This window comes from Halalkalibacter sp. HAAS-P014, from assembly GCF_056619965.1.
Genome location: NZ_JBWQTV010000006.1, coordinates 86,726 through 107,528 on the forward strand (window position 1 = coordinate 86,726; position 20,803 = coordinate 107,528).

The 20,803-nt window shown below is 38.1% G+C and carries 18 protein-coding genes and 1 riboswitch; of the genes, 4 read left to right on the forward strand and 14 right to left on the reverse strand.

Features of this window, described 5'->3' with window-relative positions; translation table 11 throughout:
• Positions 1 to 276: 276 nt before the first annotated feature.
• Positions 277 to 438 carry a hypothetical protein gene (locus AC1FXZ_RS05215; protein WP_480051648.1) on the reverse strand — a complete coding sequence of 54 codons (162 nt, stop codon included), beginning with the start codon at positions 436 to 438 and terminating at the stop codon, positions 277 to 279.
• Between the two features lie 117 nt (positions 439 to 555).
• Between AC1FXZ_RS05215 and AC1FXZ_RS05220 the strand changes: the two genes are divergently transcribed.
• Positions 556 to 1,125 carry a hypothetical protein gene (locus AC1FXZ_RS05220; RefSeq protein WP_480051649.1) on the forward strand — a complete coding sequence of 190 codons (570 nt, stop codon included), beginning with the start codon at positions 556 to 558 and terminating at the stop codon, positions 1,123 to 1,125.
• Positions 1,126 to 1,199: 74 nt separating this feature from the next.
• Here the strand turns inward: AC1FXZ_RS05220 and AC1FXZ_RS05225 are convergent, their stop codons facing one another.
• Complete coding sequence (locus AC1FXZ_RS05225) at positions 1,200 to 1,916, reverse strand: YhcN/YlaJ family sporulation lipoprotein (protein ID WP_480051650.1); 717 nt, start codon at positions 1,914 to 1,916, stop codon at positions 1,200 to 1,202.
• Positions 1,917 to 2,177: 261 nt separating this feature from the next.
• Between AC1FXZ_RS05225 and AC1FXZ_RS05230 the strand changes: the two genes are divergently transcribed.
• Positions 2,178 to 2,315: a Spo0E family sporulation regulatory protein-aspartic acid phosphatase gene (locus AC1FXZ_RS05230; RefSeq protein WP_480051651.1), complete on the forward strand. Its 138-nt coding sequence runs from the start codon at positions 2,178 to 2,180 to the stop codon at positions 2,313 to 2,315.
• A 70-nt stretch (positions 2,316 to 2,385) separates the two neighbouring features.
• Positions 2,386 to 2,568, forward strand: a riboswitch (Lysine riboswitch).
• Between the two features lie 135 nt (positions 2,569 to 2,703).
• Positions 2,704 to 3,591: a 4-hydroxy-tetrahydrodipicolinate synthase gene (dapA, locus tag AC1FXZ_RS05235; RefSeq protein WP_480051652.1), complete on the forward strand. Its 888-nt coding sequence runs from the start codon at positions 2,704 to 2,706 to the stop codon at positions 3,589 to 3,591.
• 33 nt (positions 3,592 to 3,624) lie between these two features.
• Here the strand turns inward: dapA and AC1FXZ_RS05240 are convergent, their stop codons facing one another.
• From AC1FXZ_RS05240 to AC1FXZ_RS05260, 5 genes are all read right to left on the reverse strand, one after another.
• Positions 3,625 to 4,566 carry a DMT family transporter gene (locus AC1FXZ_RS05240; RefSeq protein WP_480051653.1) on the reverse strand — a complete coding sequence of 314 codons (942 nt, stop codon included), beginning with the start codon at positions 4,564 to 4,566 and terminating at the stop codon, positions 3,625 to 3,627.
• Between the two features lie 178 nt (positions 4,567 to 4,744).
• The gene (locus AC1FXZ_RS05245; protein WP_480051954.1) at positions 4,745 to 5,944 is read right to left on the reverse strand and encodes a M24 family metallopeptidase; all 1,200 of its coding nucleotides are present in this window, start codon (positions 5,942 to 5,944) and stop codon (positions 4,745 to 4,747) included.
• Between the two features lie 36 nt (positions 5,945 to 5,980).
• Positions 5,981 to 7,432 (reverse strand): aldehyde dehydrogenase family protein, encoded by a 1,452-nt coding sequence (locus AC1FXZ_RS05250; RefSeq protein ID WP_480051654.1) that lies wholly within the window; start codon positions 7,430 to 7,432, stop codon positions 5,981 to 5,983.
• 16 nt (positions 7,433 to 7,448) lie between these two features.
• On the reverse strand, positions 7,449 to 8,486 hold the full coding sequence (locus AC1FXZ_RS05255; RefSeq protein ID WP_480051655.1) for a homoserine dehydrogenase: 1,038 nt from the start codon (positions 8,484 to 8,486) through the stop codon (positions 7,449 to 7,451).
• The gene (locus AC1FXZ_RS05260) at positions 8,476 to 9,675 is read right to left on the reverse strand and encodes a M20 metallopeptidase family protein (RefSeq protein WP_480051656.1); all 1,200 of its coding nucleotides are present in this window, start codon (positions 9,673 to 9,675) and stop codon (positions 8,476 to 8,478) included. The genes AC1FXZ_RS05255 and AC1FXZ_RS05260 overlap by 11 nt, the downstream gene beginning before the upstream one ends.
• A 607-nt stretch (positions 9,676 to 10,282) precedes the next feature.
• On the opposite strand from AC1FXZ_RS05260, the gene AC1FXZ_RS05265 reads away from it, so the two are divergent.
• Positions 10,283 to 11,977 (forward strand): PucR family transcriptional regulator, encoded by a 1,695-nt coding sequence (locus tag AC1FXZ_RS05265; RefSeq protein WP_480051657.1) that lies wholly within the window; start codon positions 10,283 to 10,285, stop codon positions 11,975 to 11,977.
• Positions 11,978 to 12,010: 33 nt separating this feature from the next.
• Here AC1FXZ_RS05265 and kapB read toward each other — a convergent pair whose 3' ends face one another.
• The 7 genes from kapB to gltB all read right to left on the reverse strand — a co-directional run bounded on the left by kapB (position 12,011) and on the right by gltB (position 20,558).
• On the reverse strand, positions 12,011 to 12,391 hold the full coding sequence (gene kapB, locus AC1FXZ_RS05270; protein WP_480051658.1) for a kinase-associated lipoprotein KapB: 381 nt from the start codon (positions 12,389 to 12,391) through the stop codon (positions 12,011 to 12,013).
• A 17-nt stretch (positions 12,392 to 12,408) separates the two neighbouring features.
• Positions 12,409 to 12,591: a hypothetical protein gene (locus AC1FXZ_RS05275; protein ID WP_480051659.1), complete on the reverse strand. Its 183-nt coding sequence runs from the start codon at positions 12,589 to 12,591 to the stop codon at positions 12,409 to 12,411.
• A 10-nt stretch (positions 12,592 to 12,601) separates the two neighbouring features.
• Positions 12,602 to 12,853 carry a hypothetical protein gene (locus AC1FXZ_RS05280; protein ID WP_480051660.1) on the reverse strand — a complete coding sequence of 84 codons (252 nt, stop codon included), beginning with the start codon at positions 12,851 to 12,853 and terminating at the stop codon, positions 12,602 to 12,604.
• Positions 12,854 to 12,952: 99 nt separating this feature from the next.
• On the reverse strand, positions 12,953 to 13,312 hold the full coding sequence (locus AC1FXZ_RS05285) for a hypothetical protein (RefSeq protein WP_480051661.1): 360 nt from the start codon (positions 13,310 to 13,312) through the stop codon (positions 12,953 to 12,955).
• 277 nt (positions 13,313 to 13,589) lie between these two features.
• Positions 13,590 to 14,240, reverse strand: coding sequence for a YpjP family protein (locus tag AC1FXZ_RS05290; protein ID WP_480051662.1), 651 nt, complete (start codon positions 14,238 to 14,240; stop codon positions 13,590 to 13,592).
• Between the two features lie 95 nt (positions 14,241 to 14,335).
• The gene (locus tag AC1FXZ_RS05295; RefSeq protein WP_480051663.1) at positions 14,336 to 15,823 is read right to left on the reverse strand and encodes a glutamate synthase subunit beta; all 1,488 of its coding nucleotides are present in this window, start codon (positions 15,821 to 15,823) and stop codon (positions 14,336 to 14,338) included.
• Between the two features lie 139 nt (positions 15,824 to 15,962).
• Positions 15,963 to 20,558 carry a glutamate synthase large subunit gene (gene gltB / locus AC1FXZ_RS05300; RefSeq protein ID WP_480051664.1) on the reverse strand — a complete coding sequence of 1,532 codons (4,596 nt, stop codon included), beginning with the start codon at positions 20,556 to 20,558 and terminating at the stop codon, positions 15,963 to 15,965.
• Positions 20,559 to 20,803 lie beyond the last annotated feature (245 nt).

A 20,803-nucleotide genomic window follows, 5' to 3' on the forward strand; every position in this document is an offset into this window, starting at 1 on the left:
GAATTTCTACTGATCTGTTATCATTGTTCGTTTTAATTTTGTTCATTTCCCTCTCTCCTTTTCGAATAGTTTGAATAGTTATTTTCTTTTCTTGTTTTTATTATATGCATCTGTAATATAATAGTCAACAGTTTTTTATTATTGTATTAATACATATTTTCTCTCTTTTTTCAAAAAAAAAAATAGGCTGACTTGAGTCAACCTAGAATCTGTATTAGTAAATTTGAGCATTAGTTTACTCAAATTAATGATACATTCTCCCAGCTTTATTATTTATTATAATTTCTTCATCATTTCGTCAACTTCTTCTAACTCTTGGTCTGCTTCCTTCGCTTGCCAATATTGAATATCGTGCGCCAATTTGTTTCCTAGCATCATAACCCCAAAAAACAGTAAGAAAAACAACGAGACAGAAATAATCAATATTGCCATATACATAAGAAGCCCTCCTCGTTCCCTTTTTACATCATACGAAGTACTTTCACAGTTAATGCATACTTTTTCCTTCTAGCTTCATACTAAAGGAAACGTTTGTATATCGGAGGTTGATGTACCTTGAAAAAGAAATCTTTGCTAATTTTGGCAACAGGTGCAAGTCTCGTTTTAGCGAGTTGTGGGGCAGATACAGAAACAGATATTGTGAACGATGTAGAAGCTCAACAATTTACGAGCGATTATCATGCTTTCCCGGAGCCATCTAGTAACAGAGATCAAAACAAGATAAGAGTTCAACGCACAGAGCAACTACAATCATATGCTGATGATGCAGGTCATTATATAAGTGAAACAGCAACATTATTAGAGGATATTGCTCACTTATTCGACCAAAAAGAGGTTGATACTTCAGATATCAATAGTGCTCAAGCAAAACTCGCCATACTTAGAGAAAAAAGTTCTGAGTTTATGGAAGAGGAGCGTCCTGAAGTTTTCGACGGATTTCATAATGTTCATTTATCAACACTTATTGAAGTTGATTCATTAGAACGAGTTTTAAACGACATAAAAGATCCAATTCATCCAATGCAGGTTACCAACGCACGAGTTTACTATGAGAATGCCGTTATGTCACATAAGCTAATGGAACGTGAATACCTTTCTGTGACAGAAGAGTTCGGCATTCATTAAGTTACTAAAAAGAGTCCCCGATAAAACTCCTTAAATAGCTACAAAAAAAGAACAGGGTACGTTTATCCCTGTTCTTATCTACGATTATTAGCTGCGTCATCAATCAAATCAGCGAGGTCCCCTATCGCTCCTCCGATTGAATCAAATGGCTTCCCAAGACCAACGTGATGTTCAAGAGCATTCATTCTATTAATCATTTTGCGATTAGTTGTAATATAAACATTTTTTCGTTCTGTTATGTCCTCCACTTCCTGTTCAACTGCATGGAGTAGCTTTCCTTTATCCTGTTCACTTGACTCTAGACCTATTACAATTCGTTGTCCATCCGTGATTACATGTGCATCTCTTACGTTTTCCAACGATTCAACTCGAGTTTCGATCTCTCTGGTTAATTCCGTTGTCGCTTGAAGATGTTGGTTTCTCTGTTCTTTTTTTTCTACATTTGGGTCATTGCTAAGTGCGTATTTATCACGTAATACACCAGGACGATTACTTAAAATTCTTGGACCTTGTCGATTAACTCCTTCATGCTTCATACTTAAATTACGTTTTCTTGTCGTATAGGATCCTTCGTCTGTTAAATGAGGGGCAGAATCCGTTAATCCTTTAGGCATTTCATCAGGTACCATCATATCGGAAAGAGGCCCTTCTAAATCGCGAACTTGCTCCACTCCATACCCACTAAATCCTTCATGACGGTCATAACTCGCTCCCATTTCTGCTTCCTGCGATACCGTACAGCCAGATAAAATTAAGGCTGAAACGAACAGATAACTAACAATTTTCATCATAATCTCCCTCCTACACTTATTGTGCAACTTAATACCTTTTCTCACTCTTGAAAAAATATAACAATCCACAAAGACACTCGACACTTGTCGATTTTTTGCTAATTTCATCTTTTTATGACAACTTTACAAGAATCACTTTTCAACATATTTCATTCGGTTATAATAATTTTTATAAATAGATATTTGCTAAGGGCACATCAACGAAAAACTCCATAATAGCGTAGATGTCTGTTTTAGTTCATTTGAGGTGGAGTGTTACAGATGTTATGTGAGATAGAACAAAAACGGTTACAAATGTTGAATCTTGCTAAAAAATACGGAATGACTGCAAAAGTTACGATCCAATGTAGTCAAGAATTAGATAAGCTGTTAAATTTAATACAAAGAAATTCTCGTTAAACCATTGCATTCCAATAAAACATTTGATAAGGTTAACTCAAATTACGTTATATCTTACTTCATACATTGAAGTGAGGGTAGAGGTGCAGATATCATTAGTAAGTTAGTTGAGGAGAATGAGGTCCGTTGATTCTAACTGAAAGGGGTATTTGCCGAAGTTTAATGAGTTCTCATTTCTCATTAGCTGGGACTGTTCTGAATAAGGACAGTACTGTCATATAGCAAACAAGCTATATGGAGGGCTATCTCACACATTGAATTGGTTTTGCTAATTTTGCTTAACCTAACAACAATGAGTAGAGGCCTCATTGTTGTTTTTTTGTGCCTCACAGGAGCCCATCTAACCCCATACGTACAAGGAAAATTAAATGAATTGAGGGTGAATTGGATGAATTTTGGAAGAATTATTACAGCGATGGTTACACCATTTAATCAACATGGACAACTTGATGTTGTGGGAATAAAAGAGCTTGTACAACATCTTATCTCAAATGGAACAGACGCATTAGTCGTAGGAGGAACAACTGGAGAATCTCCTACCCTTACAACAGAAGAAAAACTTACTCTTTTTAAAACCGTTGTAGAAACTGTAAATGGCCAAATTCCTGTTATTGCAGGAACTGGCTCAAATAATACACAGGCATCGATAGAATTAACTAAACAAGCTGAAGAAATTGGTGTAGATGGTATTATGCTTGTAGTACCTTATTACAACAAGCCATCACAAGAAGGAATGTTTGCACATTTCAGCGCGATTGCAAATAAGACAAAGCTTCCAGTTATGCTTTACAATATTCCTGGCAGAACAGGAGTAAATATGAGTGTAGAAACAACATTACGATTAGCACAGCTTCCTAATATTACTTCAATAAAAGAAGCAAGTGGTGATTTGGACGTTATGGCTGAAATCATCGAGCACGCACCTGAAGGATTTACGGTTTATAGTGGTGACGATAGCTTGACATTACCATTACTCGCTATTGGTGGTGCAGGAGTCGTATCAGTTTCTTCACATATTATCGGAAACGAAATGCAACAAATGGTTCGTAACTATCAAGCAGGTCAAGTGACAGCAGCAGCGATGCAACATCGGCAAATGCTTCCGGTTATGAAGACTTTATTTATGGCACCTAATCCTACTGCCGTCAAAGCAGCACTCGAAATGAAAGGGATTAAAGCAGGACAAGTACGTTTACCTCTTGTCCCATTGACAGCTGAACAACAACAAGAACTTCAAACGGTGATTCAACCATCAATGAATTTCTTTGTTAGTTAATCGATATTAAAAAGAGCATGTAGTGTTAGACACCTACATGCTCTTTCCCTGAATAACTTTGCATTTATCCTCCGCTATACTTTTGAAAAAAGTCTTCTCTAAATAACCTGTCCCAAATAGCACTCCTACAACGATCAACATGAAGCCCAAAGACTGATACCAATATACCCGTTCACCGAGAAAAATAGCTGAGCTGATTAATCCAAAAAATGGTACAAAGTTATTGAAAATAGCTGTTTGTCCTGCACCAATCCGTTCAATAGCTGCATTAAATAGAAAATGACCTATGCCCGTGGCAATGACTCCAGATACGAAAAAGATGATATACACACTAATAGGTGCACTAGTGAGATTTCCAGTACCAGAAGGTTCGAGCATTAAACTAATGATAAAAAGGCCAACAGAGCCAACCAAAAGCATAAAGCTAGTCATTTGTTTGGAATCAAGAGTTGCAGTTGCTTTTTTGATATAGATAAAGCTCAGCGCTTGGACGATCATTGCAATAAATACATAAAACTCCCCAAGACTAATAATCCCTTGACCTCCCCCTCCTTGAATAAAAACAACTCCGATAAACGCTAAACCAATCCCTAGTATCCTCCATTTTGTTAAGCGATCACCGAGAAAGATCATTGCAAAGATCGATGTAGTAAGCGGCAGCAGCGCAAGAATCAAAACTGCATTAGAGGCATCTGTTAACGTTAGTCCCTTTACTAAGAAGTATTGGTGTCCAACAACCCCTAACAATGAACCTGCAATTGTATATACCCATTCTTTTTTTGTTAAACTTCTCATACTTCTCCCGACGATAACAATAGAAATTGTTACAATGCCCGCAACCAAAATTCGAAAATACGTCATCGTTATAGGAGGAAAATAATCAACAAGAACCTTTAGCATTACGACATTAAGACCCCAAACAATCATTACAAAAAGGATCATTAAGTATGTAAATAGCAATGATTTTTCTTTCACTTAATACCGTCTCCTCACTCCCATTTGAATTGTATCATACCATCACCTCTATATTTGGTCACGTATTTTTCTACATTTATGTATACACAACCAATTACATAACGGAATCTCATAAAAAGTGTGAGCCTATCTCAAAAATTGCTGCTTTGAGACAGCCTCACAAACATCAGGCACCTTTTTAAGAAAGGTTCTCATCGGTTATAACTGATAGCATTGGCTTTTCGTACAATTCCCTCGGGAAGTTCGTTAATAGTTCTACACCATCATCTGTGACTCTTATCGTTTCTGTTATTTCGACCCCATAATCTTGATACCATATTCCTGGCATTAGATGGAACGTCATATTCTTTTGTAAGACCGTTTGATCCCCCGGGCGAAAACTCACTGTATGCTCTCCCCAATCTGGTGGAAAACTTAAACCAACTGAATAACCAAGCCTTGAACTTTTTCGGTGACCATGTTTCCCAATAGCCTTACTCCAAATACGTTCAACATCTTCCGCCAAAACTCCCGGTTTTATAAAATCTAAAGTTGATTCAATTCCCTCTTCTACTACTTTAGATAACTCCTTTACTTCCTGTGGTGCTGTACCGATTGACATTGTTCTAGCCATTGGGGCATGGTACCGTTTATAAGCACCTGCAATTTCTAATGTTAAAAAATCACCATTCGCAAACTTACGATCTGTCCATGTTAAGTGGGGACAAGAGGTATTTTCATTTGTAGGCATCATTGGTACAATAGAAGTGTAATCTCCACCAAATTCAGAAGTTCCCTGAATTTGAGCATGATAGATAGTTGCAGCAACATCACATTCCCTTACCCCTACTTGAACGCGTTCGTATGCAGCTTTCATTGCATTTTCAACAATTTTCCCAGCTCTTTTCATATACTTAATTTCATTCTTAGACTTAATTAGCCTAATCATATTCACTAGGCTTGAAGTGTCTTTAAAAGAAGCATTAGGGAGGCCATATTTTAACCGTTCATAACAAAGAGCGGTAAAATAATGAACGTCCATCTCCACGCCGATTGTTCTCGTACTTTGACCAATTTCCGTTAAAATATTTGTTACAAAATCAATCGGGTGCCTCTCTATTGATTGAACGTAATAATCAGGGTACGCAATAATATGATGTTCATCAAGCCAGGTTGTTTTTGCGACTCCATTTGCATCCATTTGTCTTCCTATCCAAATCGGCTGTGCATCCTCTAACGTTACAATTAACACCTGGTGAACATAAAAACTCCATGCTGAATAATTCGTCAAGTAGTACATATTTGACGGGTTCGAGATCAGGAGAACATCCACCCCTTCGTCGACCATTCGCTTTTTGACAGCCTCCAACCTTCTAGTGTACTCCTCTAATGCGAACAATTTTTTCACCCTCTTTCTCGCCCCGTACTTTTCTCTTTACAAGAACGGCGATTTTTGTAATTTAAACGCTACAACCTTTTGCTCTGTCATCGCTTCTATCGCATAGCGAACGCCTTCACGCCCTATTCCTGAACCTTTTATCCCTCCAAAAGGCATACTGTCAATTCTCACATCACTGCTATCATTAATCATGACACCACCAAATTGCAGGTTATGAATTGCTTCGAAAGCCTGCTCTAGTTTCTCCGTGAAGATACCAGCCTGGAGACCATAACTGCTGCTATTAGCTTTCTGAATGGCCTCTTGAAGCGAATCAACCGCTTCAATGATTACAACAGGCCCAAATACTTCTTGGGTAGCAATGGTTGCATCTTCAGGAACATCTGTTAATACTGTCGGTTCTAAAAATGCTTTTTTCCGTTTGGCTCCACAGCAGATTGTTGCCCCTAACTTCTTCGCTTCATTGATCCATTGTTCAACTCGTTCTGCTTCTTTAACCGATATCATCGGTCCAATATCGGTTGTTTCATCTACTTTTGATCCGAGCTTTAACCTTTTTGTTTCCTCTACAAATCGCTCTATAAATTGTTTATAAACAGAGCGTTCTACTAAAATTCGCTGCACCCCAATACAATTTTGACCGGCGACTCCGAATGAACCAGAAACTGTTGATGATATCGCTTCACCTAGATCAGCATCTTCAAGTACAATTGTTGGTGAATTGGACCCTAATTCCATAGCTGTTTTCTTCACACCTGCTTTTTCTATAATCTCCTTACCAGTTTCATAGCCTCCAGTAAAAGATATAAAGCGAACATCATCATGTTCTATTAGTGGATCACATATAATAGAACCACGGCCAGTAATGACAGAGAGTACCTTCGCAGGCAAGCCTGCATGTAAAAAGGCTTCTGCTAATCGTAATGCACTTAATGGTGTAAGCGACGCCGGCTTAACGATTACGGCATTACCTGCTGCAATCGCAGGCCCAACTTTATGCGCTACAAGATTAAGAGGATCATTAAATGGTGTTATCGCCGCAACGATTCCAATTGGAAAGCGGTAAACATACCCAACTCGGTTTTCATGTCCTGGCATTTGAGAGAATGAAATTGTTTCACCAGCAATCCGTCTTGCTTCTTCAGCACTCAATCTCAATGTTTCAATACAACGTAATACTTCTTTTCTAGCCTCACGAATTGTCTTGCTACTTTCTAATACAATTGTCCTTGCATAAACATCTTTATTTTCTTCAATATAGGATGCTGCATCATGAAGAATTCTCATTCTTTCATGTACAGGTAAGCTCGAGCATTGCTGTACCCCTTCTTTGGCCCTTTCTATTGAAAATTTCACATCTTCAACTGTCGCTTCTGGAACCGTTGCAATTAATTCTCCTGTACCTGGATCATGCACCTCTAATCCAGCTTTCCGATCAATCCACTTTCCCCCTATTAACATGCGTTCTTTAACGATTTGTTTGGCCATCTTATCCCTCCATTACTTATTGATTGCGCTCGATCTCAATTAAATCAATTAAAACAGCAAATCCTGTTTCTTTTATTCCAGCACCAGCTCCCATTAGTGTAATAGGCCCAGATAAATCACACGAATACGTGATTGCATTCATTGCACCAGACACCCCTGCTAAAGGATCATCAAGTGAAATCATTTCAGGTTTAACAGCAGCTTCAATTCCGTTAGAAGTTTGTTTCAATGACCCAATTAGTTTCCATCGTTTATTCTGCTCACTTGCATTTTTTAAATCTTCTTTTGTTAACTTTGATATACCAAAGCACTCAACATCTTCTCGCTTTAATGGATAACCTAACACGACATTAGCTAAAATTAACACTTTGTATAAAACATCGTACCCTTCAACATCAGCAGTCGGATCTGCCTCTGCATAACCTAGAGTTTGCGCTTCTTTTAATGCTTCATGATAATCTAACCCATCTTCCATGCGCATTAACATGTAGTTTGTAGTACCGTTAAATATCCCTCTAATTTCCGTAATTTCATTTCCTGTTAGAGTTGCTTCAGGCAAACGTAAAGCTGGTGTACCACTCATCACGGCTCCTTCAAACAACCAACGAACACTATTTTCCTTTGCGAGGTTTGATAATGTTTCATAAGCTAGTGCAACAGGACCTTTATTAGTCATCACGACATTTCTCTTATTATTAAATGCCCACGTGCAATGATCAATGGCTGGTTGACCCGTATTCACATCAGTAAATGTCATCTCCACTACCGAATCAGCATTCGTTCTCTCAATTGTCTCTTTACTCGACCACCCACGTACAAGACCTGGTTCATCTGGATACCCATCTAAAGTACCTGATTCTTTAATAGAGGCCATCACCTTATCCAAGCATAGTCCTTCAGGATGGTGAATTGAGCCTTTATATAAATCGCAAATAGAAACGACTTTAAAATGCAAATTATTGCCTTTCGTTAGGCTTGCATCTTTTTCTCTCAGAATATCAACAAATCCTTGACCGACTCCCCCAAAACCAATTAAAGCTAGCTTATGTGACATTTTTGCTTCCTCCCTTTTTCATGTAAAGTAACGCTGCATTTACAAGAGTATGCATACCCCTTTCTAACGCACGTTCATCGAAGCAAAACGTTGGTTGATGTAAACTTGTATTCATAGCTGGTTCTTTAGCACCTAAGAACATCATCGCCCCAGGAATAACTTTCGTCAGATGACTAAAGTCCTCTCCTCCCATTCCATATGGAACTGATCGAATCTCAACATTTGGATCAACTTTTTGGATTGCTTCAGCTAATACATTAACGGCTTCTCGATCATTTACCAAAGCAGGCTCACCGTGATGTAGCTTCAATTGGTAGGATCCTCCTACTGAAGTTATTAATTCTAAACCTTTCTTAAGTTCTAATTCTAAGTGCTTTCTAGCTGATTCTGAATACGTTCGCATCGTTCCTCGAATTGTAACAGTTGACGGAAGAACATTCGAGGATGTTCCTCCTTTTATTTCACAAACACTCAATACTGAAGGCTCTAACGCTGAAAGTTGCCTTGAAGTCATACTATAAAAATACGGCAACACTAACGAAGTGAGCCATAACGGATCTATCGTTTGTTCTGGATATGCCCCATGCCCACCTGTACCTGAAATGGTAATGGCAAATGTATCTACGTTAGCCATCGCTACTCCAGAATGTAACTTTACAACTCCTAAAGGAATCTCTGGGTCTAAGTGAAGAGCGAAGATCATTTCTATATCATGTAAAGCCCCACTCTCCAATACATATTGCGCGCCTGTTTTGCCATGATGGTCTTCTGTTTCTTCGGCCGGTTGGAATAAACACTTAACTGTTCCTCGCAATGATTTAGATTCATATAAATTAGATAAATAATGAATCGCACCTATTAGCATTGCTGTATGACCATCATGCCCACAGGCATGCATCACATTAGGTTTACAAGATTGGTAGGGTGCTCCCGTTTCTTCATGTATCGGCAAAGCATCAATATCCGCCCTGAGCCCTACTACCGGACGCTCTCCATCTCCTACAGTCACGAGTACTCCAGTATTAAAACCTAATTGTCCAGTACCGGATTGAATGTGCACCCCTGGTAATCCTTGTAATTGCTTCATAATATAGCTCGTGGTTTCCACTTCTTGAAAGCTAAGCTCAGGGTTTTGATGCAAATGTCTTCTCCATTTAATTAGACGATTCAGCCATTTCTCTGTTTCCATATACGCATCACCCACTTACGTTAATATAATCAAGTTCTTGCTCTATAGCTGAGATAAAAATTCAGAGAATATTTTATGTGTTCCTCCATAGGTATCTTTAATAAAGACAATCCTGTCATCTCGCCATAATAATATAGGGAGTGAGTTCGAGATGCCATCATACCTGTAGTAAAGCTTGTAGCAGCTTCGCACATTAAGTGTTTTATTTTATCTTCATATAATTGAACGGTCGGATCAATGGCCTTTGTGATTCCCTATGCTACCTATACCATTCATAAAATTCATCATAATTACAGGCAACACTAAAGACGAATGGAACTTGAGTTTCCCCCTGCACTAGATACTCACTATCTCCAGACCAAACCAACTTAGTACTCATGCCAATCTTTTTATTTGCTTCCATGTTGCCACCCCTTTCTTTTTGTTACTTTTATCTTATTCAAACCAGATATGGAAAACATTCAACAATTTGTATGAAAACTAATCAGATCTATCCACCTGTTTTCACTAAATATTCAGAAAAACACTTTACAATAAGGATATTCTCATCTTCTTGAAGTAAGGAAATATCGTGAAGTAAGGTCGTTGAAGTAAGGAGGAAGGGTATATGAGTCTTACGATGAAGCATATTTATTCTTTAGATACGTTAAATACAGCAACTATCAGAACTGGAGAAACGATACTAGAATCAACAATTGTGAACTGGGTTTCTGTCATTGAAACCCCTGTGGAGACATTTGTTCGAAAGAAAGAGCTAGTCTTAACATCTGGAGTTGGATGCGCCCACAATGATCAACAATTTTATGAATTTGTAAAAGAAATTATAGAATCTGGTGCATCAGCATTAGCTGTTGCAATAGGCCCTTTCATCAAGAAGATTCCTCAATCAGTTATTAACCTTGCTTCTAAGCAAAATTTTATTTTAATGGAGATCGACTGGGCAATTCGTTTCTCTGACATACTTGAGCAAGTTCTTGGAGAAATCCACGAACAAAAACATAAGCATCTTGAGAAAGTCGAAAACATTCGAAAATCTTTATTGGACTTCATCCTATCAGGCCAACCTTTAACTCTTGTAGCCAAACATGTAGCAAAGTCAATAGACTGTCCAGTCTTAATTGCTGACAAACGTGGTGGTATTCGAGGAAAATCAAGTCCTTTCCCTGATAACTTACTTAACAAATGGGCTGAATTTTTGCGTTCACAGTTGGAGGAGGATGGAATATACCACTCATTAGAACCAACCTTTGAATGGATCAAATATACTGATGGCCACGCCTTACAATTACCAATTCATTCAACTGGTAACATTCAAGGGTATATTGTCGTTGGAGGTTTTGGGCCCGATCCTTTTAGTGAAGAAGAACATAACGAATGGGTAATGTTACTTGAACATGTAGCTACTGCAGTAGCGATTCATTTCCTACATGAACAAGCAGCCAAAGAAGCCGAATGGCGTTTACGTGATGACTTTGTATGGGAATTATCTAGAGATGCTATTCCTTCTGCAGAGCATATGACTTCAAGAGCGAAATCACTCAACTATCAAATTAATTTACCCTATATATGTATCGTTGCAAAAGCCGAACAGTTAAAAGAAAGCTTCCATTCCATGAAACATCTTTCAATAACGTTTGATCATTGGTTACACGAATGGATTCGTCATATGGAAGAAGAAGCTGAAAATATCGCCAAGTCTATGGCTTTAAAATCCATGGTCACCTACCAAAATGAAGAACTCATTATTTTCCTAGAAGTAAATCATCATGATGTCATCAAACAAGTGAAAACGTACATCACAAAGTTACAAAGCAGATATCAGTTCCTAACCCCTTCAATTAGGATTAGATGGGGAATTGCCAAGCAATATGGCTACTCTTGTTTTTCGACCAGCTATGAAGAAGCAAAAAAAGCATTAGAAATCGGAAGAAAAAGAAATGGACCGAATACGATATCAGTGTATGCTGATACTAAAGTTGATAGAGTAATGGAAAACCTATTAAAAAATGAAGAATTAGTTGACATTGCAAAAGGCGTTCTAGATTCATTATTACGCTATGCAAAAGAACGACAGATTGATCTACTTCATACCTTTACGACATATCACAAAAATAGGGGTAACGTTAGCCAGACAGCTCGCGAATTAAATCTACACCGGCAATCGTTGCTTTATCGACTACGAAAAATCGAATCCTTAACAAGTTGTTCTTTGGAAAATGCAGATGATCTATTTTTATTAGACCTAAGTGTACGCTTATGGTTAAACGGGATGGAAATGAAAGAAACCGAGCGCGCAAATTAATGGCACTCGGTTTCTTTCACTTTGTTGTATTGATCACTCAAACCCATAATCTTTCTTACACTCAGCTAGTTGTTCTAATGAACTAGCTGCCCATTCTGTTTGCTCTTCTTTTAGTTCTTTAATTTGAGCTTCAACAGCTTTAAGCAATGATTCTTTATAAGGAGGAACCTCATCATCATAACCTTTTAAGGAAGAGAGCGGGACCCAAGTTTTTTCAAATTCAGCTAAGGCCTTCCGTTGATGAAAAAGAGGAACATTTATTTGCTTTGGATTATGCAAATCTCCCTGAGTTGGATGCTTTAAAACCGCAACAATTTTTACAAGAGCACGTCCATCCTCTTCTTGTCTTTCTATTAGCTCTGCAACATACACACCCGTTTTGTAAAAAGCTCGAACATAATTGGTATTTGCCATACTCATACACTCCTTACTCAACCTAAACCTAACCCAAACATTACCATTAAATATACAACGATCATAACAAAACCAATAACAAAACTCCAGATAGCCCTCTTTTTATTATGATGTAGTAAATTGTAAATTCCTAAACCACCAAACACACCTGTTAAAATAAATAATAAAAACACTGTTAACACAATCCATATTTCCTGCATAGCTCCTCCTCTATAGACCTGGTACTAACCAAGTAAAAAGCTGCCACATTGATTCAGAAATAGGAACTAAATACTGTTCTGAAATGGCCCCTAATGAGCTCGTATCTGAAAAACTGTCAATAATAATTAATGTAAATGTTATTAAAATAGCAATAATTGTAATGGTTAAAATAACTGCTAATAAAATAGCGTAGCCTAATATGATTCGCAACGTCCATTTTAACCATTCAGGACGTTTTTTTGCTTCTACATGTGAACCCAAATCAAATCATCCCCCCCATCAAAAACTTATTTCCTCCTTAATCCTACCAAAAAACGAGGAAGAAATAGAAGGTGATTTACGAAAAAATAATGAACTTCTTTATTCTAAATTAAGCCTCTTTAGAATAGCATCAATTGGCACTCCCTCAGAGGTCGAAACATCACTGAAGTCATAATTTTCAAGGTTTATCCATTCATCTAAATCGTTATTTATCTCTTGTTTACGATCATTCTGTTCAAAGTCAATTAAATCTGTGGAAGTCGGAGCACTCAAATCTTCTTTTAATTCTTCATCATCTAGTACATCCTCTTCTATACTTGTCTCACCTTCAACATTTTCAATATAGCTAAAATTTGATACATCAACTTCTAAAGGTTTACTGAACTGCGCAAATACAAGAGCCCAAATGGTCATAAACATCAAAACAACCAGTGATAAGACTGCTATTGGTTTAATCATCGTCTCCCTACTTATCTATTATTTCTTTTTAATTATCATATCATATCAAAAGCTTATATATATACTGCTAAACACTTTTTAACAAAGATTTTGGCATTACCTATCTATCTAAAAATTTATCATATTGAACTTTTGTCTTTTGTTAAAAGCAAAACACTCTTATCGAAGAGGCATGTAACGATATTAAACAATTAAACATTGTTATTTTTTGCCCAGTGAGGAATATCTTTGTGACAATAATTTTCGTCTTTTCACAGAAAAAAACCGTGTATATCAATTATACACGGTCAATGCTATTCCACCTAGGAGGCATGTCCTTGCCCCAATAAATATTACCAATCGTATGATGCTTTTCATAATGGTCTAAATAAGTATGACAATGGAAGTTAAATGTATATCCTTGCTTTGGTGGTTGATCTCTTCTCACATGAAATCTTAAGTAATCTTTTCCAGTCTCTTCATTATAAAGGTGGAAAATTTTTTCTCCCAAACCAGCCGTTGGGGATGAGGACATTTTAATTTTCTCCCATTCTTCATCCGCTAATGTACTTGTTGTTTCACGAAGCACTTCATCTAAACGTGGCAAAATCAATTGCTTGAAAGGAGTACTTATTTTTTCAGTAATTACAGAACCAAACTTCTGCAAACTCTGTTCCTCTGCTTGCTTTAATATAAAATTGGTCAGCAAACTGGCAGAGGATGCACTACGGTGAATATACTGATCTATATTAGCCGGTAGAACTTCAACAAATAAATCATAGCTATCTTCATTAACTTGATAAATGAGTGGCTTATCATTACTTTCATCTTGCGTCTTCTGTGGCTCTTCTGCTTGTATATCCCTTACAGAATCCATCGACGGAACAAATAGTCCAAACGTTAGAAGAGCTGATGAAATGACGAGGCCACGCTTCACTGAACGAAGCATATACATACGTCCTTTCATAGTTTCAGTCTTTCATCTATTTTCTCATGAAATCTATGAAAACGCTATTACAATCCCATTACAAGCATTTGAACATTCTATGGTAAATTTGAACTTCCCATTAAATAACGATCACATTCTCTTGCAGCTTCACGCCCTTCATGAATAGCCCATACAACTAGGCTTTGTCCACGGCGGTTGTCACCTGCAGCAAAAACACCTGGAACACTGGTCATGTATTGACCGTATTTTGCATCTATATTTGATCGCGAAGTCGTTTCAAGTGCTAACTCTTCTATAATTCGTTCTTCAGGACCAGTAAAGCCAACCGCTAATAATACAAGGTCTGCAGGCCACACTTTTTCAGTTCCGGGTATCGGTGTACGGATCTTTCTTCCTTTTTCGTCAATCGTCGTTTCAACTCCGATTGTATGAATTTCTTTAACATTTCCGTTTGCGTCACCAACAAACTTTGTCGTACTCACTTGGTAACTGCGAGGGTCTGACCCATAAACAGCAGTTGCTTCTTTTTGACCATCTTCTACTGAATGAACAATCGGGAAAAGTGGCCATGGATTTTTATCACTACGCTCATAAGGCTTTTTACGATTAATATCAAATTGAGTAATTGATTTTGCACCATGACGAACTGATGTTGTAATGCAATCAACTCCCGTATCTCCACCACCAATTACAATAACATTTTTATCTTTGGCAGTGATATAATTACCATCTTTAAAATTTGAGTTTAAAAGACTCTTCGTATTAGCTGTTAAGAAGTCCATTGCATAATGAATCCCTTTCAACTCACGACCTTCTACTTCTACATCACGCGGCTTTGTAGCACCAGTACATAACAAAACAGATTCAAAATCATTCTTTAATTCAGTCGCAGAAACATCCTTACCGATTTCCACGTTTGTCTTAAACGTGATTCCTTCCTCTTCTAGGATCTTCACACGACGTTCAACTGTTTGATTTGCAAGTTTCACATCAGGAATACCATATGTTAATAGACCACCAATACGATCTTCACGTTCAAAAACGGTAACAGAATGACCAGCTTTGTTTAACTGAGCTGCAGCCGCAAGACCTGCTGGTCCAGATCCTACAACAGCAACCTTTTTTCCAGTTCTCTTTAACGGCGGTTGTGGTGTAATCCATCCTTCTTGAAACCCTCGCTCAACTATATGATATTCGATGCTTTTAATCGAAACTGATTCATCGCTTATTGCAACGGTACAAGACCCTTCACAAGGTGCAGGACAAACTCTTCCAGTGAACTCCGGAAAATTATTTGTTTTATGAAGTCTATCAAGCGCTTCTTTCCACTTACCTCTATAGACTAAATCGTTCCACTCTGGTATCAAATTATATACTGGACATCCTATCTCACCAGAGCCATCCAAAGTTGTACCCGTTTGACAAAATGGAACCCCACAGTCCATACAACGAGCGCCTTGCTGACGCAAAGCAGGTTCAGGCATCAATATTTGAAATTCTTTCCAACTTTTTGTCCGTTCAAACGGATTTCGCTTCTTTGGATTCTCTCTTTTATATTCAATAAAACCAGTCGGCTTCCCCATCGCACTCACTCCAATCTCTTCTCTCTTGTTATCTAAGAAGGCCCTAAACAGTAACGATTAGATCTTAAACATCCTCATGATTTTATCGGATGCTTAAGACCAAAATCGTCCCTTAAGAGTTAACCTGTCAAACTACTATCTATTTCCCACTGACACGAGACTTATCACTTTTATTAGCATCAAAGGCAACCATTACAGCGTCAATATCTGTAAGACCTTCTTGCTTAACGCGATTAATTGCATCAAGCATTCTCTTATAATCCTTTGGAATCACTTTCACAAACTTTGGTAATAATTCCTTCCAATTACCAAGAACAAACGCCGCTCGAGTACTCTTCGTATTAGCAAAATGATTTTCTAATAATGTACGTAGTTGTTCGATATCTTCTGATTCGCTAACTTCTTCAAGCAGAACCATTTCTCTGTTGCATTTGGAAGCAAACGTTCCTTCTTCATCTAATACGAATGCGATACCACCAGACATACCCGCAGCAAAGTTTTTACCCACCGAGCCAAGGTTTACAACGATGCCACCAGTCATATACTCAAGACCATGATCGCCAACACCCTCAACAACAACGTTTAGTCCCGAATTACGAACAGCAAAGCGTTCACCAGCTATTCCATTAATATACGCCTCACCACTCGTTGCACCATAAAAAGAAGTGTTACCAATTATAATGTTCTCCTCTGCTTTAAACGAAGAAGTTGTTGGTGGATACACAATCATTTTCCCACCTGATAATCCTTTTCCAGTATAATCATTCGCATCACCTTCAAGGCGCAACGTCATACCCTTAGGAACAAATGCCCCAAAACTTTGACCTGCTGAACCTTTGAAGTCAAACGTGATCGTATCTTCAGGCAATCCTTCAGCTCCATAACGCTTACTAATTTCGCTTCCTACAATTGTTCCAACTACACGGTCAGTGTTTTTAATCATGAAGCTACCATTCACCGTTTCCCCATTTTCAAGAGCCGGTTTACTCGCTGCTAATAATTCACGACTATCCAATGACAACTCAAGTTGATGATCTTGAGTTTTTGTACAATAATTTCTTTTGTGATCTTCAGGTTTTGGTTGGTACAATAGATTCGACAAGTCAACGTGTTCAGCTTTCCAATTTTCTACGTTCTTATTAGGTTCTAATAGGTCTGTGCGACCAATTAATTCATCAAGTTTTCTAAACCCAAGCTCCGCCATTAACTCACGAATTTCTTCAGCAACAAAATGCATGAAATTAACAACATGATCAGCCTCACCCATATATTTCTTACGTAACTCTGGATTTTGTGTCGCAATTCCAACAGGACACGTATCTAAATGACAAACTCTCATAATGATACAGCCTAACACTACGAGTGGTGCTGTAGAGAACGCAAACTCTTCTGCTCCAAGTAAAGCAGCTACGACAACATCTCGGCCAGTCATCAGTTTTCCATCTGTCTCAAGAGTTACACGATCACGTAAATTATTCAGCAATAGAGTTTGATGTGTTTCTGCTAACCCCATCTCCCAAGGTAGCCCTGTATGCTTAATACTTGTTCTAGCTGCAGCTCCGGTACCACCATCATATCCACTAATGATAATTCCGTCTGCGCGACCTTTTGCAACACCTGCCGCAATAGTCCCTACACCTGTACCTGCAACAAGTTTGACACTAACTTTTGCAGTAGGATTAGCATTTTTCAAATCATGAATTAATTCTGCTAAGTCCTCAATTGAATAAATGTCATGGTGAGGTGGTGGTGAGATTAATCCAACGCCAGGAGTAGATCCTCGAACTTCAGCTACCCACGGATATACCTTGTTTCCAGGTAATTGACCACCTTCTCCCGGCTTAGCTCCTTGTGCCACTTTGATTTGAATCTCGTCAGCATTCACAAGGTAATTGCTCGTAACTCCAAATCTCCCTGAAGCAACTTGTTTAATGGAACTTCTACGTAAATCTCCATTTTCATCAGGTGTAAAACGGTCAGGATCTTCTCCACCTTCGCCCGTATTACTCTTCCCACCAATACGATTCATGGCAATTGCAAGTGTTTCATGAGCTTCTTTTGATATTGAACCAAATGACATTGCACCTGTACGGAAACGTTTGAAAATTTCTTCGACTGGTTCTACTTCTTCTAATGGAATCTGTTTCTGCCCTTCTTTAAAGGTCATTAACCCACGCAAATTGGTTTGTTCCTTTGTTTGCTCATTAATCGCTTTTGAGTACTTTTTAAATAAGTCAAAGTTATTATTGCGACAAGCATTTTGAAGCATATGAATCGTATGTGGATTATATTGATGCGGATCCCCATTACGACGCCATTGTAAATCATCCCCAGCATCTAATGCTTTGTCTATGCCTTCTTGATCTGAATAAGCACGCCCATGTCGGGTTCGCACTTCCTTTTCAATAATTTCTAGATTAACTCCCCCGATTCTAGTTGTTGTCCAAGTAAAATAACGATCAACAACCGATTCATGAACACCAACCGCCTCAAAGATTTGTGCACCACGATAACTTTGGATAGTTGAAATACCCATTTTTGATAGGACTTTCATAATTCCTTTAGCAGCTGCTTTTACATATTTATTAACTGCCTCTACATACGAAATGTCTTCTAAGAGGCCATCTTGAATGAGACCATCAATGGAATCAAACACAAGATACGGATTTATAGCTTCTGCCCCATAACCTAATAAACATGCAAAATGATGAACTTCTCTCGGCTCCCCAGATTCAACTAAAAGACTTACTTTTGTTCTTGTTCCTTGACGAATCAAGTGATGATGCAAACCTGAAACTGCAAGTAATGCAGGAATAGCTGCTTGCGTTTGATTCATCCCACGGTCACTTAAAATAATAAGCGTATGTCCAGCTTTAATAGCAGCATCAGCGCGAGCAAACAAGGAGTCTAGGGCGTCTTCAAGTTGACTGTCATCCTTTGAAACATCAAATAAGATTGGGAGCGTAATAGACTTGAAGCCGTTCATTTTATTGTGTCGTAATTTGGCTAATTCCTCATTATCCAAAATCGGATAAGGAAGGTGAATATGACGACAACTTAATGGTTCAGGGTCCAACAAGTTACGTTCTGCTCCAATAGTCGTCCCGATTGCAGTAACTACCTCCTCTCGAATCGCATCAATCGGAGGGTTCGTTACTTGAGCAAATAATTGTTTAAAGTAGTTGTACAAAAGTTGAGGTTTCTTAGATAATACTGCAAGTGGTGAATCATAACCCATTGAGCCTATAGGGTCTACACCGTCTTTTACCATTGGTTGAAGTACTTTGGATAATTCTTCATACGTATAACCAAAGGCTAGCTGACGTGTTGTTAAGTTCTTAAAATCGGTATTCTCAACATGGGCAGTTTCAAGTACATCTTCCAGTTGAATTAAATTTTCTTTAACCCAATCTTCATAAGGATGTTCACTAGCTATTTGATGTTTAATCTCTTCATCAGGGATAATACGTCCTTCTTCAGTATCAACTAGAAGCATTTGTCCTGGATGCAAGCGTTCTTTATACAATACATTTTCAGGATCAATATCAAGAACCCCTACTTCAGAAGACATAACAATATAATCATCTTTTGTAACGTAATAACGAGATGGACGTAGACCATTTCGGTCTAAACATGCACCAATTTGTTTTCCGTCAGTAAAAGCGATCGCCGTTGGTCCATCCCAAGGTTCCATAAGTGTACTGTGAAATTGATAAAAAGCTCTCTTCTCAGCACTCATTTGTTCGTCATTTTGCCACGGTTCAGGAATCATCATCATAGCTGAATGAGCCATCGGTCGGCCTGCAAGTGACAAGAATTCAATTGTATTGTCAAACATAGATGAGTCAGATCCATCGCTATCGACAACTGGGGAAATCTTTTTGATGTCTTTACCAAAAACATCTGATTCAAACATTGCTTCACGCGCATGCATCCAATTCACATTTCCTTTAACCGTATTAATTTCACCATTATGAATCATATAACGATTCGGATGAGCTCTTTCCCAGCTTGGAAAAGTATTTGTACTAAACCTTGAGTGAACAAGTGCAATCGCAGTTTCAAAATCAGGATCAGGAATATCTAGAAAGAATTGATCCACTTGTACTGTTGTAAGCATTCCTTTATAAACAATCGTGCGACTCGAAAAACTTGCGAAATAAAATGATTCGTTTTCAGGAACCATTGAAGCCAGTTCATTTTCTGCGCGTTTACGAATCACATAAAGTTTGCGTTCAAACTCGAGCTCTGTTTTTAAATCCGAGTTACGTTTGATAAATAATTGACGTATAAATGGCATAGCTGCTTTTGCCGCATTACCAAGCATTGAATCATCAACAGGAACATCGCGCCAGCCTAGAAGCTCCATCTTTTCTTCTTCTATAATCGCTTCCAAGCCTTGTTTGCAATTAACCCTTGCTTCTTCATCCTGTGGCAAAAACAGCATCCCTACACCGTAGTCGCCAGCTTCAGGAAGCATTATTCCATCTGCCAAGCAAACTTTTTCAAAAAAACGATGTGGTACTTGTAATAAAATCCCCGCACCATCTCCGGTGTTTACTTCATCACCTTGCCCACCACGATGTTCTAAGTTGCGCAAGATTTGTAGTACATCTTCAACTACTTGATGAGATTTTTTCCCTTTCAAGTGGGCTAAAAAACCGATACCACAATTATCATGCTCAAATTGTGGATCATATAAGCCTTGTTTTTTCGGTAATTGTGAGTACTGCATTTGTACATCAACCCTTTCTCCAAAAAAGTAAAATCAATCAACTCTCCCCAATAATTCCGAGTCAATATACAGGATCATATCATTTTTCTGACATTTCGGCAAATTGTTTTTTGTTTAATTTTTCTATGAAAACGCTTACCTTTCAGCTTTTCAACGTATTTTTTTTGACAGGTTCCAAAAAAATACATAAAAGCATTGAATTTTTATTAATTAATATGAATAAAAATTCAATGCTTGAATTCAGG